The sequence below is a fragment of the Pseudomonas sp. ERMR1:02 genome (assembly GCF_002277815.1).
In the GTDB taxonomy this organism is placed as follows: Bacteria; Pseudomonadota; Gammaproteobacteria; order Pseudomonadales; family Pseudomonadaceae; genus Aquipseudomonas.
On record NZ_NKJI01000018.1, the window covers coordinates 82988 to 95946 of the forward strand.

Sequence of the window (12959 nt, forward strand, 5' to 3'; positions counted from 1 at the left end):
TCTGCGATGTGTTCCTGGCGCGGGGGATTGCAGGTTGTTGTGTCAGGGGCGGGGCTGTACACACTTTGATACGTAGCCGAGCCCCAGACACCCCTAATCCTCTGTAGGAGCGAGCTCGCTCGCGAAAAACCAGAGGGCGCCGCTGGTCATCAGGTTTTGCGCGTTATCGTTCACGACCATCGCGAGCAAGCTCGCTCCTACAGGGGGCTGTGGTCTGGCTGGGGCAGGCGGATGACGTTCAGGGACTTTTGCTATACATTTTCCGCCCGCCCATTGCATGGTGTAACCGCTTCATGTCTCTTGCGCTCGAACGTCTAGTCGCTGGCACGCCGATCCCTTTCGCCGGTAATCGTGTCACTGTGGTCAGCCCCGAACTGGCGGCACGCTTCCAGCCCGGAGACCACCTGTTGGTGGAGCAGGTCAGCGGCGAATTGTTATTGATCCCGGTGGCCGACCAGCAAGCGGCAGCGGTCGCGATCGAGCGTGCTCAAGCGGCGTTTACTGCGATGTCGGCGGTGTCGGATCAAGCCATCAGCAGTTTCTTCGATCTGTTCGCCCAACGCCTGGAAACGCCGGAGTGCTGGACCTTGATCGAAGCGGCCAACCAGGCCGACATCGAGCGGGCCAAGGCCCGTGGTCGCTCAACCACGCGCTTGCTGGCCGATGAACGCATGCGCCGCGACATGATCGCCGGCCTGCGCGCCTGGCGCGATGCGTCGGCCTCGCGCGGCAAGGTGATCAGTTGCGTCGAGCACGAGGGCTGGAAAGTCGAGCAGGTGGTGTCGCCGCTGGGCATCGTCGCATTCGTCTTCGAAGGCCGGCCGAATGTCTTCGCCGATGCCGCCGGTGTGTTGCGCACTGGTAACACGGCGGTATTGCGCATTGGTAGCGATGCGTTGGGCACGGCCCAGGCGATCGTCACCCATGCACTGAACCCGGCACTTGCCGATGCCGGTTTGCCGAGCGGCGCGGTGTCGCTGGTGGAAAGCGTCAATCATGCCGCCGGTTGGGCGATGTTCGCCGACCGGCGTCTGTCGCTGGCTGTGGCCCGTGGTTCGGGTCGCGCTGTCAGTCAGTTGGGCAGCATCGCGCAACAGGCCGGCACCGCTGTCAGCCTGCACGGCACCGGCGGTGCCTGGTTGATCGCTGATACCGATGCCGATGCCACGCGCTTCGCCAGCGTGGTGCGCAACTCTCTCGACCGCAAGGTCTGCAACACCCTGAACGTCTGCCTGATCCACCGCGACCGCGCCGCTGAACTAGTGCCGCTGTTTCTGGATGCACTGCAACAGGCCGGCAAGGCACGGGGCCAGGGTTGCAAGTTGCACATTGTCGAAGGCAGCGAAGCCTTCCTGCCGGCGGATTGGCAAACCGCAACCGTCGAGGTGTACCGCGCCGAAGGCTACCGGACCGAAGCACTGGCCGAAGTGCTGCCGGAAGATCAATTGGGTCGCGAGTGGGAGTGGGAAGAAACCCCGGAAGTCAGCCTGAAAATCGTCGACGACCTGGACGGTGCGATTGCTCTGTTCAATCGCTACAGCCCGCAGTTCACTGTGTCGCTGATCAGCGAAGACGGGGCGACTCAGGAGCGCTTCTACAACGCGGTCAACGCACCTTTTGTCGGTAACGGCATTACCCGTTGGGTCGACGGTCAGTACGCGCTCAACAAGCCGGAACTGGGCCTGTCGAACTGGGAGAGCGGGCGCCTGTTTGCGCGCAGCGCGATTCTGTCGGGCGATGGTGTATTCACCATTCGCAGCCGCATGACCCAGATTGATCTGGGCGTTAAACGCTAAGACTTCCATCCAGCGACCGCCGCAATGGCGGTCGCTGTGGTGTTGATCATGCGGCATCGACTGCTTGGCCAAACACCGCGCAAGTGGTCGGGTGCTCCACCAGCGACACGAAGCGACGGCTGCTGCCTTCGAGGGCATCGATCGAGCCGGTTTCGATGTCGTACACCCAGCCATGCAAATTCAGCAGGCCTTTTTCCTGGGCCAGGCGCACGCTTGGGTGAGTCTGGATGTTCGCCAGTTGCGCGATTACATTTTCACGCACCATCGAGCTGACCTTCGCCGCGTCATCGACGTGGGGCCGCGACTCGTTGATGACTTTCGCCGACTCTGCATGCTGCAACCAGCTGCCGACGGCGGGCAGGTGATCCATGCAGGTGCACTTGGCGACAGCGGTCATGGCGCCGCAGTCGGAATGGCCGCAGATCACGATATCGGTCACGCCCAGCACGGCGACGGCGTACTCGACCGTTGCTGACACACCACCGGGATGGGGGCTGTAGGAGGGCACGATGTTGCCGGCATTACGGATTACGAACAGTTCACCGGGTTCTTGCTGGGTCAAAAGTTCCGGTACCACACGGCTGTCGGAACAGGTGATGAACAACGTGCCGGGGTGTTGCGTGGTCGCCAAGTGTTTAAACAGGTCGGTGCGTTGCGGAAAGGCTTCTTTCTGGAACTTCAAAAAACCTTCGATGAGCGCTTTCATGGTTGTGTCCTCATGCATGAGCCGGGTTTGGCCCGCACGGCGGTGCGGGCGGGTGTCAACTTAGAACGGACGCAGGGGCAGGAATTTGCCGTCCAGGGTGATTACTGCACGGTGACCACCTTCTGGATCTTCGACTTTCTTCATGTCGAGCTTGAAGTTGATCGCGCTGATGATGCCGTCGCCGAACTGTTCATGAACCAGGGCTTTCAAGGTGGTGCCGTAGATCTGGATCATTTCGTAGAAGCGGTAGATGGTCGGGTCGGTCGGGACACCCGAGAGGCTGCCGCGCAGCGGGATGATCTGCAGGCGGGCCACCGAGTCGGCGTCCAGTGCAAGTTTTTCGCCGATCACATTGGCTGCGCTTTCTGGTAGCGGATGCTGGCCGAGCAGGGCGGCAGTGACGTAGGCCAGGCCAAGGCCGGTGCCGTCGGCCAGATCCTGCCAGGACAGGTTCTTGCGCGCCTTGGCGTCCAGTACTTCGGTGGTCAGGGTCAGGCTTGGGTCGTTGTAGGCGTGGGACTGTTGCATGATGGATCTCCTGTCGCAGTAGGTGGTGCTTGGGTGTGGAGCTATCTTCTGTCGATCCGCTCATAGCGTCCAAGACCGATATACAATGCGACACATAAGTACTGCCTATAGATGGTGATCCCGTGCTGCTGCGTCATTTGCGTTACTTGCTGGCCGTCGCCGACAACGGCGGTTTCACCCGCGCCGCTGAAGCCTTGCACGTGTCTCAGCCGACGCTGTCGCAACAGATTCGGCAGCTGGAAGAAACCCTCGGTGTCAGCCTGTTCGATCGCACCTCGCGCACGGTCAAACCGACCGATGCGGGCCAGGCGTACATCGAATGCGCCCGTCGGGTGCTGGTGGAACTGGAGGCGGGCAAGCGTGCGCTGCATGACGTGAAGGACTTGTCCCGCGGCACCTTGCGCCTGGCCATGACCCCCACCTTCATGGCGTATCTGGTGGGGCCGCTGGTGCGCGATTACGTGGCGCGGTATCCGAATATCCATCTGGAGATTTTCGAACTGTCGATGGACGACATCGAAACCGGGCTGGCGGACGATTCGCTGGATATCGCGATTGCGTTTGATGGGGTGAGGAATGCCGATATCGAATCGATCCCGGCGTTTACCGAGACGCTGGGAGTGATGGTCGGCCGGACGCATCCGTTGTATGAAAGCCAGGACGCACTGACGACAGAACAAGTGTCGCAACTGGAGTTTGCCTTGTTGACCCCTGGTTTCGTTACCCGCACTCGTATTGACGAATACTTCGCCCAGCTACAGATCACTCCGAAGGTGACCATTGAGGTCAATTCGGTCAACACGCTGCTGGAAGTCATTCGCCACACTGCGATAGCGACGATCCTTCCGGAACCCATCGCCACGGTAGAGCGTGCATTACGAAAAATTCCACTAATTGGTGAGGCGCCGAGGCGCGGGGCATCGCTGCTTCGGCGCAAGAACAACTATCACAGCGCGGCAGCGTTGGCGTTTGCAGATCTGGCGTTGGGAGCCGAACTTTCATAACCAACCAATACCCTGAAGGAGCTGGCTTGCCAGCGAAGGCGTCGTCAAATTCAGCATCAACGGTGGCTGATACACCGCCTTCGCTGGCAAGCCAGCTCCTACAGTGTGTGTACGCACAATATTCTGCGCACAAAAAAAGGGCCTGCTCTTATTGGGAGCAGGCCCTTTTTATTAATAAGTCAGCAATGACTCATTTCAATTAGTAGAACCGGTCAATCACCCGAACTTCATTCTGATTCTGCATCGAGGTCCAGGCCTGTTTCAGCGTATGCAGAACATTACCGATGAAGTCCTTGTCGGCTGCGGCTTTCTTGCCGACATAGCCCTGGCCTCGACGGTACATCTTCAGTCGGGCCAGCAGGTTCTGGTTGTTCTGGTCGAACTCCGCTTCATGGGCGTGGGGCGACAGGCAGTCGATATGGACTTGGCCCGATTTGCTGATCCACAGAATGTGGCTGTCGAGGCTGTCTTTTTGCGCAGCGAACATACGAGCCAGTTCTTCGATAGTAGGTTGATTGTTCAGATTCATGATAAAGCTCCCTTGACCATTTGGTGATCTTTCAAAGTTGATTCGCTAATACAAGTAGCCCATCGGTTAGTTGATCCCTGGCACCGAAACCAGGACGTCAGCAGTCGTCCGCCAGATTTGGCGAGGTCCTGCGTCTGTTGCATGTAGTCGTGTTGAATAACTGCTACGCAATAGCGTCACAACGAAGAGAAGCGGCGATAACCTTTGGGCCCCTGCCGACATTTTCAGGGTCGGCCACAAGCTTCATGAGGATGGATCGCCAGCACTTCTCGTCCTTGTACTGGACGTTCAGGCCAGGTCAGCTTCTTCAATCTGCCTTGTGGGCAGCGTGTATCCGGAAAAAACAGCTCGGCGGTCAGACGAGCTTGCTCAAACGTGTTGCCTGTACTCCCGATCGGGGAGACGTCTGCATCATGCAAGGGCAAATCGAAGGCGTCAACGGTTTTGTAGTGAATATTTTTAGTCACTACATATTGTCGGACAATGCTGTCTGGAATTAAAAAGGGGAGTGAAAAGCGCCGGTCAGGAGGATGGCGGCGAAAGCTCAAAGCGGTAAAGGGTGCAAGGATAGCCCTCGATCGTCTGCCGATGCCGGGTGAACCCGTTTGGGCTAAGACGCGGCATTACCGCGGCCCAGAACAGCCGTGCTGGCTGGTTTGCCTCAATGTGGAAAATCTGCCATTGACCGGGGAATCGGCTCAAGAGGGTGGAAACGACAAACTTCGCGACACCCTGGCCACGAAAGCGTCGGCTGACAAAAAGGTAGCCGATGTTGTACTGGGCGCCGGGCAGATGACACTCGTCATCCACGGTCACGAAACCGGCGAGTTCGCTGTCAATCCGGATCAAAAACGGCCGTGTCGCGGGTTTTCGCCAGTAGTCCGGCAGGGGCCTGATGTTGAAAAAACCATGTTCACTCAGTCTTAGTGGCAACCACTCGCTGAAGTCGTAGGTGTAGAACTGCATCAGGTTTTCAATTGTTTCCAGTTCGTCGCGCTGCGCTGCGTGCAGTTCTATTGAAGACATGTTGGGAGGCTCCTGTTGGGGTGCACTCTGTATGGTGGCACAACAGGAATCTGCAGGAGCCGGCGTGCTGGCGATTTCGGTGGGGCGCTCAGGCCTTGCCTGCCGGTTTCGCAGTGCGTTTGGCGCCAGTCGATGCCTTACGCTTGGCCGGTTTGCGCTTGTTTTTCCAGGGCGTGGCGCCTCGTCCTGCAGAACTGGCCGGGCCGCTAATGGACAGGCTCAGGCCGGCGCAACGGGCAACCTGCTTGCTCATCCACGCCGCCTGTTTGGTGACGAACTCTTCGAGGCTCATTTCCCCGCTCTGCACCATGTCCAGCGCCTGCTCCCAAATGGCCGTGGTGCCCGGATCGGCAATCGCCCGCGGCACGGCATCGATCAGGCTGAAAGCGGCCGGGGTTGCAGAAAGTGCCTTGCCGTTCTTGATCAGATACCCGCGGTCGAGCAGGCCCTGGATGATCGAGGCGCGGGTCGCTTCGGTACCAATGCCGGTGGTGTCCTTGAGTTTCTGTTTGAGCAGCGGATCTTCCACCAGTTTGGCCACGTTCTTCATGGCTTTGATCAGGTCGCCTTCGGTAAACGGTTTGGGTGGTTGGGTCCACAGGTCTTTGAACTGCACGTTGGCCACCGCGCAATCAATGCCTTCCTTGAGGTTGGGCAGGGTTTGCGGGGCCGGCACTTCCCGAACCTTGGCCGAGTTTGGGGTCGGGGCAAGGGCTTCAGGCAGGGCGCGCTTCCAGCCAGGTTCGACGATCTGCTTGCCGACCGCGCGCAAGGCTTCACCGGCACAGTCGAAATCGGCCTGGGTGCGGTCGTATTCGTGATTGGGCAGGAACTGCGCCAGATATCGTGCACGGATCAGGGTGTAGACCGCACGCTGCTTGCCCACCAGTCGATCGAGGTTTTTCGCCGCGGCAGTGGGGATGATGCCGTGGTGCGCGCTGACCTTGGCATCGTTCCAGGCGCGTGAGCGGCGTTGAGGTTCCAGGTGATCGTGCAAGGCGTTCAGCGCCGGATCGGCCTGGCGCAACGCCGCCAGAATGCCCGGTGCTTCGCTGTGCTGGCTGAGCGGCAGGTAGCCGCAGTCACTGCGCGGGTAGGTGATGACTTTGTGGGTTTCGTAGAGTGCCTGGGCGATATCGAGGGTTTCCTGGGCGCCGAGTCCGAGTTTCTTCGAGCAGACTTCCTGCAAGGTGCCCAGGTCGAACGGCAGCGGGGCTACTTCGCGCATCCGCTCAGTGCGCAGCTTGATCACCCTGGCGTTCGCTGCCCCCATCATCGCCGCAGCGGCCTGCTGGGCCAGCGCCTGATTCAGGCAGCGATCCTGATCGTCGCAAACTTCGGAGGCCGCCCGCCATTGCGCAGTGAACGCGGTGCCTTCATGGAGCAGTTGCACATCGATGGCCCAATAAGCGACGGGTACGAAATCGGCAATGCTGCGGTCGCGATCCACCACCAGACGCAGGGTCGGGGTTTGTACCCGGCCGACCGGCAACACGCCCTGATAGCCGGATTGGCGCCCGAGCAAGGTGAACAGCCGGCTCATGTTCATCCCGATCAGCCAGTCGGCCCGGCTACGCCCCAGTGCCGAATGGTAAAGGCTGAAGGTCTCGGCACCCGGCTTGAGCGCGGCGAGGGCCTTGCGAATCGAGGCATCGTCCAGTGCCGACAGCCATAAGCGGCGGATCGGCCCGCGATAGCGACAATGCTCCACCAGTTCCCGGGCGATCATCTCGCCTTCACGGTCGGCGTCGGTGGCAATGATCAGTTCGTCAGCTTCACCGAGCAGGCGCTTGACCGCCTTGTACTGGCTGGCCGTGCGCGGTTTGACGGTCATCTTCCATTTGTCCGGAATGATCGGCAGGTCCGCCAGCACCCAGCGTTTGTAGCGCGCGTCGTAGGCATCCGGTGGGGCGGTTTCCAGCAAGTGACCGATGCACCACGTCACCGTGACGTCCGTTCCCAGCCAGCATCCATCGCCACGGCGTTTGGCGCCGAGCACGGCCGCAATGTCTTTGGCCTGGGAAGGTTTTTCACAGAGGTACAGCCGCATAACCACCATCGTCGATCAAGGTCCGGGAGATGCACAGAATGGCCGGTGATGTGCGCGCAGGCAATCTTTATCTGTATGGATGTACAGTTAGTGGGTTGGGATTGTTTGCAGAACCCGTTCGGCTGTGAGGCAGTCGTGAATGCGAAACTTGGGTTATACCTGATACATCGTGCTTGCAGGTTTTGGCGCTGCTGCGCAGCCCATCGCTGTAGGAGCGAGCTTGCTCGCGATGAACGATAACGCGGTCAATCGTCATGAGGAACGAATTCCATGAAAAGTACCGGTCCTAGTCCTGTCATCACCATCGCCGAGCAACCGGGCTGTCTGTTGGTGAAGTTTCACGGTATCCAGGTGGCTGCGTCCTCGCGCGCACTGGTGCTGCTGGAGGCCAATTACCCGCCGGTGTATTACGTGCCGCGAGAAGACATCGACGAGAAGTATTACGCCCGTACCGATCACACCAGCTATTGCCCGTACAAGGGCGATGCCAGTTATTTCAGTCTGCAGATCCCGGGGCATGAAGGCGCCAACGCGGTGTGGAGTTACGAGAATCCAAAAGTATCTGTCTCGCAGATTCGCAAATACCTGGCGTTCTATCCGGATCAAGTGAAGTTTGAGGTCGTCGAACTCGAGTAGGAGCGAGCTTGCTCGCGATGGAGGTGAACGATTACGCGTAAAACCAGGTGCCCAGCGGCGTCCCTGGTTTTTTCGCGAGCAAGCTCGCTCCTACAGGTTGTTTCCGGGCAGTCTCAGTTCTTGTCGAGATCCACGTTCTTGGTCTCACGCAAGCACAGCATCCCCACCACCAGGCTCACCCCGGTGATCAGCACTGGATACCACAGCCCGTAGAAGATGTCCCCGGTGTACACCACCAACGCAAACGACACGGTCGGCAGGAAGCCACCGAACCAGCCATTGCCGATGTGGTAAGGCAGGGACATCGAGGTGTAGCGGATGCGAGTCGGGAACAGTTCGACCATGAGCGCCGCCAGCGGGCCGTAGCACATGGCGGAGATGATGATCAGCGCGACAATCAGCGCCACGATCATCGGTTTGTTGATCTGCTGCATGTCGGCCTTTTGCGGGTAGCCGGCAAGGGTCACCGCGCCGCGCAGGGCGGCTTCGTCGAACCCGTCGATTTTCACGTCGCCGACGCTCACTTGCACGCCGCTGCCGGCCGGTGCGGCTGCGCTGCTGTACGGCAGGCCCTGTTTGACCAGGAAGGTCTTGACCTTGTCGCACGGGCTATCAAATTTCGCCTTGCCCACCGGGTCGAACTGGAAGGTGCAGGTGGCCGGGTCGGCCAGCACGGTGATTGGTGCCTGGCGGCTGGCTTGGTCGATGGCCGGGTTGGCGTAGTGGGCCAGGGTCTTGAAGATCGGGAAGTACAGCGCTGTGGCGAGCAACAGGCCGAGCATCAGCACCGGTTTACGCCCGACCTTGTCCGACAGCCAGCCGAAGAAAATGAAGAACGGCGCGCCGATGGTGACGCTGACGATCAGCAGGCCGTTGGCCACGGCGGGGTCCATTTTCAGGAACTGGGTGAGGAAGAACAGCACGTAGAACTGCGCTGCGTAGAAGGTCACGGCTTGCCCGGCGTTGATACTGAACAGCGCGATCAAAACAACCTTTAGGTTTTCCCATTTGCCGAAGGAATCGCGGATCGGCGACTTGCAGAGCTTGCCTTCTTCTTTCATTTTCACGAAGGCAGGAGATTCGTGCAGGCTCAGGCGAATCCAGGTCGAGATCCCCAGCAGAATGATTGAAAACAGGAACGGAATGCGCCAGCCCCAGACTTCGAACTGATCGCCGGTGAAGTAGCGGCAACCGAGTACCACCAGTAACGAGAGCAGCAGGCCGAGGGTGGCGGTGGACTGAATCCAGCTGGTATGGAAACCGCGTTTGCCGATGGGCGCGTGTTCCGCGACATAAGTCGCGGCGCCGCCGTACTCGCCGCCAAGGGCCAGGCCCTGGAGCATGCGCAGCACCACGAGGATGATCGGCGCGGCGATGCCGATGCTGGCGTAGGTCGGTAGCAACCCGACGCAGAAGGTCGCCAGGCCCATGAGGATGATGGTGGCGAGGAAGGTGTATTTTCGCCCGATCATGTCCCCCAGCCGACCGAAGACCAAAGCGCCGAACGGCCTGACGACGAAGCCGGCGGCGAAGGCCATCAACGCGAAGATGAACGCCGTGGTGTCGTTGACCCCGGCGAAAAACTGCTTGCTGATCACCGCCGCGAGGGCGCCGTAGAGGAAAAAGTCATACCACTCGAAGACCGTACCGAGCGACGAGGCGAAGATGACTTTCTGGGTTTCCTGGCTGGTGCCCGCGCTGCGCACGGCTTCCAGCTGCTGAACATGTTCTGACATATCGGTATCCCTCACAGTGATTGTTTTTGTTGTTCCACTGTCGGCGCCGGCTTTGTGGGCTGGTGCCGCGTTTATCCATAAATCGGGTGCAACCGCTTTCTGCTTCCTGTAGGAGCGAGCCTGCTCGCGATGGACTTCAGGACGCCGCGGGGTGTCTGGTTTCCCGCGCTATCGTTCACGTCCATCGCGACGGTGCGACGATTCGACAGGCTCGCTCCTACAGGGGGCGTGTATGTTCAGGGATGTGTGACCAGTTCCATTGTCGGGGTGATGCTCCTGGTGGCTGCATTCAGCATAAGATGTGCGGCTTTCTCCGCGATCATCAGCGTAGGCGAACAGGTGTTGCCCGAGGTGATGTGCGGCATGATTGAGGCGTCGGCGATGCGCAGACCGGGGATGCCATGGACGCGCAGTTCTGCATCGACCACCGCATCAGCATCGTTGCCCATGCGACAAGTACCGACCGGATGGAAAATGGTGGTGCCGATGCGTGCCGCGGCTTCGTGCAGTTGTTCTTCACTTTGCAGGCTGTCGCCGGGCAGGTATTCGACGGGTTTGAACGCTTGCAGGGCCGGCGCGGCAACGATACGCCGGGTCAGGCGAATGGCATCGGCGGCGACCCGCAGGTCCTCGGGATGACTCAGGTAATTGGGCTGGATCAGTGGCGCTTCTTGCGGGTCGGCGGAGCGGATTTCCACCTTGCCCCGACTTCGCGGGCGCAAGTCGCAGACCGATGCGGTGAAGGCCGGGAAGGCATGCAGCGGTTCGCCGAAGCGTTCCAGCGACAGTGGTTGTACGTGGTATTCAAGATTGGCCGAGGTCTGCTCCGGTCCCGATCGGGCGAAGGCCCCGAGCTGGCTCGGCGCCATGGACAGTGGGCCGCTGCGGTCATAGAGATAACGCAGGCCCATGCCCATCTTGCCCCACAGGCTGCCGGCGATCTGATTCAGGGTGCGGGCATTTTCCAGTTTGTAGATCAGCCGCAGTTGCAGGTGATCCTGCAGGTTGCCACCCACGCCGGACAGTTCATGGACCACGCCGATGCCCAAGCGTTGCAGCAGCGGGCGAGGGCCTATCCCTGAGCGTTGCAGGATGCTCGGCGAGCCAACAGAACCGGCGCACAGTACAATTTCCTTACGTGCCTTGAAGGTTTTCGCCTGACCTTGCCAGCGGGCGCTCACCACCGACGCGCGACCATTTTCCAGCAGCACGCGGTCGACTTCGACGCCAGTCAGTACCGTCAGATTGGCGCGATCACGGATCGGTTTGAGAAACCCCTTGGCCGCGTTCCAGCGGATGCCGGCCTTTTGGTTGACCTGGAAGTAGCCACAACCTTCGTTGTCGCCCTGATTGAAGTCATCGATGCTGGCAATGCCGCTTTGCTCGGCGGCGCTGCGGAACGCATCAAGAATCGGCCATGACAGACGCTGGCGTTCGACCCGCCACTGGCCGTCGGCACCATGAAATTCGGACTCCCCGGCAAAGTGATTTTCGCTTTTCTTGAACAGCGGCAACACTTCCTTCCAGCTCCAGCCGGGGTTGCCGTCGGCGGCCCAACTGTCGTAATCGCCGGCCTGGCCGCGCATGTAGATCATGCCGTTGATCGAAGAGCAACCACCAAGCACTTTACCGCGCGGGTAACTCAAGGTACGACCTTGCAGGCCGGGTTGTGCTTCGGTCTTGAAGCACCAGTCGGTGCGCGGGTTGCCGATGCAGAACAGGTAACCCACGGGAATGTGAATCCACGCATAGTTATCGCGGCCGCCGGCTTCGAGCAGCAGCACCCGGTGTTGCGGGTTGGCCGACAGCCGATTGGCCAGCAAACAACCGGCCGGACCGGCCCCGACCACGATGTAGTCGAATTCATCAAGGGAAGTTTGCATCCCTGACCTCGTGTTGTTGTTCTTGTTGTATCCCATCCTAGTTGTTAGCTTTCGTTTAAAGAATGTTAGTTTTTGCCCACCTGCTGTGCGTTTTTAAACAGCGCCTTCAATCGCCAAGCTTCAAGGACGACTCATGTTCGACTGGAATGACCTGCGGTTTTTTCTGGAGTTACAGCGTAGCGGACGTTTGCTGACCGCCGCCCGCCGTTTGAACACCACCCACGCCACGGTCGCACGGCATATCGAAGCCATCGAAAAAAGCCTTGGCAACGCGCTGTTCGTGCAGCATGCCCAGGGTTATGAGCTGACGCCGGCGGGCGAAGCGTTGCTCAAACACGCCGAAGCCATGGAGAACGTCGCGCTGCTGGCCCAGGAGGAAATCACCCAATCCACGGCGCCGCTGGGAAAGATCCGCGTCGGGGTCACGGAAGGGCTGGGCATCATGTTCCTCGCCAGTCGCATGAACGGGCTGTTCGAACGCTATCCGGGCCTGGAGGTGGAGCTGGTGGCAGTGCCACGCTTCGTCAGCATCCTCAACCGCGAAGCGGAAATCAGCATCCATCTCGAACGCCCGTCTGCCGACATGCTGGTGACGCGCAAACTCACCGACTATCGTCTGGCGCTGTACGCCAGTCAGGATTACCTCGACCGTTCACCGCCACTGAACAGCCGCGAAGACTTGGGGCGGCATGCCTGGATCGGTTACGTCGACGACTTGCTGTTCAGCCAGGAGCTGATGTTCCTCAACAGCTTCTGCCGCAATCCGCAGGTGGTCTTCCACAGCACCAGCGTCATCGCCCAGCAACAGGCCGCCCGCGCGGGCCTGGGCATCGCCGTGCTGCCGTGCTACATGGCCAGCGCCGATCCCGCATTGGTGCCGTTGTTTGCGGACGAAAGCATCCTGCGCAGCTACTGGATCAGCACCCGCCGCGAACTGCACAAATCGGTGCGTCTGCGGGTGATGTGGGACTACATAGTGGAGTTGTGTGAGCGTGAACAGGAACTTCTGCTTGGCCCCAATCCCGATTTTTTGTAGGAGCGAAGCTTGCTCGCGAAGAACGATAA

At 59.9% G+C, this 12959-nt stretch carries 11 protein-coding genes; 4 read left to right on the forward strand and 7 right to left on the reverse strand.

Features of this window, described 5'->3' with window-relative positions:
• The first annotated feature begins 293 nt into the window (after window positions 1-293).
• Entirely contained in the window at window positions 294-1796 is a 1503-nt protein-coding gene (locus CES87_RS25125) for an aldehyde dehydrogenase family protein (protein WP_128608230.1), read from the forward strand.
• A gap of 46 nt (window positions 1797-1842) precedes the next feature.
• Here the strand turns inward: CES87_RS25125 and CES87_RS25130 are convergent, their stop codons facing one another.
• Together CES87_RS25130 and cynS are read right to left on the reverse strand one after the other, a co-directional pair.
• Window positions 1843-2502, reverse strand: a complete 660-nt coding sequence (locus CES87_RS25130; RefSeq protein ID WP_128608231.1) for a carbonic anhydrase — start codon at window positions 2500-2502, stop codon at window positions 1843-1845.
• A gap of 60 nt (window positions 2503-2562) precedes the next feature.
• Window positions 2563-3030: a cyanase gene (gene cynS, locus CES87_RS25135; protein WP_128608232.1), complete on the reverse strand. Its 468-nt coding sequence runs from the start codon at window positions 3028-3030 to the stop codon at window positions 2563-2565.
• A gap of 122 nt (window positions 3031-3152) precedes the next feature.
• On the opposite strand from cynS, the gene cynR reads away from it, so the two are divergent.
• Complete coding sequence (gene cynR, locus CES87_RS25140; RefSeq protein ID WP_128608233.1) at window positions 3153-4034, forward strand: transcriptional regulator CynR; 882 nt, start codon at window positions 3153-3155, stop codon at window positions 4032-4034.
• Window positions 4035-4233: 199 nt separating this feature from the next.
• Here cynR and CES87_RS25145 read toward each other — a convergent pair whose 3' ends face one another.
• The 3 genes from CES87_RS25145 to CES87_RS25160 all read right to left on the reverse strand — a co-directional run bounded on the left by CES87_RS25145 (window position 4234) and on the right by CES87_RS25160 (window position 7639).
• On the reverse strand, window positions 4234-4563 hold the full coding sequence (locus tag CES87_RS25145) for a hypothetical protein (RefSeq protein ID WP_128608234.1): 330 nt from the start codon (window positions 4561-4563) through the stop codon (window positions 4234-4236).
• Window positions 4564-5085: 522 nt separating this feature from the next.
• Window positions 5086-5589 carry a GNAT family N-acetyltransferase gene (locus tag CES87_RS25155; protein WP_128608236.1) on the reverse strand — a complete coding sequence of 168 codons (504 nt, stop codon included), beginning with the start codon at window positions 5587-5589 and terminating at the stop codon, window positions 5086-5088.
• 88 nt (window positions 5590-5677) lie between these two features.
• Window positions 5678-7639 (reverse strand): DNA topoisomerase III, encoded by a 1962-nt coding sequence (locus CES87_RS25160; protein ID WP_178081480.1) that lies wholly within the window; start codon window positions 7637-7639, stop codon window positions 5678-5680.
• Window positions 7640-7909: 270 nt separating this feature from the next.
• Here CES87_RS25160 and CES87_RS25165 point away from each other — a divergent pair, with 270 nt between their 5' ends.
• The gene (locus CES87_RS25165; RefSeq protein WP_128608238.1) at window positions 7910-8275 is read left to right on the forward strand and encodes a DUF427 domain-containing protein; all 366 of its coding nucleotides are present in this window, start codon (window positions 7910-7912) and stop codon (window positions 8273-8275) included.
• 113 nt (window positions 8276-8388) lie between these two features.
• Here the strand turns inward: CES87_RS25165 and CES87_RS25170 are convergent, their stop codons facing one another.
• Both CES87_RS25170 and CES87_RS25175 read right to left on the reverse strand, forming a co-directional pair.
• Window positions 8389-10011: an MFS transporter gene (locus CES87_RS25170; protein ID WP_128608239.1), complete on the reverse strand. Its 1623-nt coding sequence runs from the start codon at window positions 10009-10011 to the stop codon at window positions 8389-8391.
• Between the two features lie 236 nt (window positions 10012-10247).
• Window positions 10248-11894, reverse strand: coding sequence for a GMC family oxidoreductase (locus CES87_RS25175; RefSeq protein WP_128608240.1), 1647 nt, complete (start codon window positions 11892-11894; stop codon window positions 10248-10250).
• A gap of 133 nt (window positions 11895-12027) precedes the next feature.
• Here CES87_RS25175 and CES87_RS25180 point away from each other — a divergent pair, with 133 nt between their 5' ends.
• Window positions 12028-12930 (forward strand): LysR family transcriptional regulator, encoded by a 903-nt coding sequence (locus CES87_RS25180; RefSeq protein WP_128608241.1) that lies wholly within the window; start codon window positions 12028-12030, stop codon window positions 12928-12930.
• Window positions 12931-12959 lie beyond the last annotated feature (29 nt).

Excerpts from the sequence above, each read along its gene's own strand:
- CES87_RS25125 (WP_128608230.1), top strand. The coding sequence starts at position 294 with ATGTCTCTTGCGCTCGAACGTCTAGTCGCTGGCACGCCGATCCCTTTC.
- CES87_RS25180 (WP_128608241.1), top strand. The coding sequence starts at position 12,028 with ATGTTCGACTGGAATGACCTGCGGTTTTTTCTGGAGTTACAGCGTAGC.
- CES87_RS25160 (WP_178081480.1), bottom strand. The coding sequence starts at position 7,639 with ATGCGGCTGTACCTCTGTGAAAAACCTTCCCAGGCCAAAGACATTGCG.
- CES87_RS25175 (WP_128608240.1), bottom strand. The coding sequence starts at position 11,894 with ATGCAAACTTCCCTTGATGAATTCGACTACATCGTGGTCGGGGCCGGT.
- CES87_RS25145 (WP_128608234.1), bottom strand. The coding sequence starts at position 4,563 with ATGAATCTGAACAATCAACCTACTATCGAAGAACTGGCTCGTATGTTC.
- CES87_RS25155 (WP_128608236.1), bottom strand. The coding sequence starts at position 5,589 with ATGTCTTCAATAGAACTGCACGCAGCGCAGCGCGACGAACTGGAAACA.
- CES87_RS25170 (WP_128608239.1), bottom strand. The coding sequence starts at position 10,011 with ATGTCAGAACATGTTCAGCAGCTGGAAGCCGTGCGCAGCGCGGGCACC.
- CES87_RS25165 (WP_128608238.1), top strand. The coding sequence starts at position 7,910 with ATGAAAAGTACCGGTCCTAGTCCTGTCATCACCATCGCCGAGCAACCG.
- CES87_RS25130 (WP_128608231.1), bottom strand. The coding sequence starts at position 2,502 with ATGAAAGCGCTCATCGAAGGTTTTTTGAAGTTCCAGAAAGAAGCCTTT.
- cynS (WP_128608232.1), bottom strand. The coding sequence starts at position 3,030 with ATGCAACAGTCCCACGCCTACAACGACCCAAGCCTGACCCTGACCACC.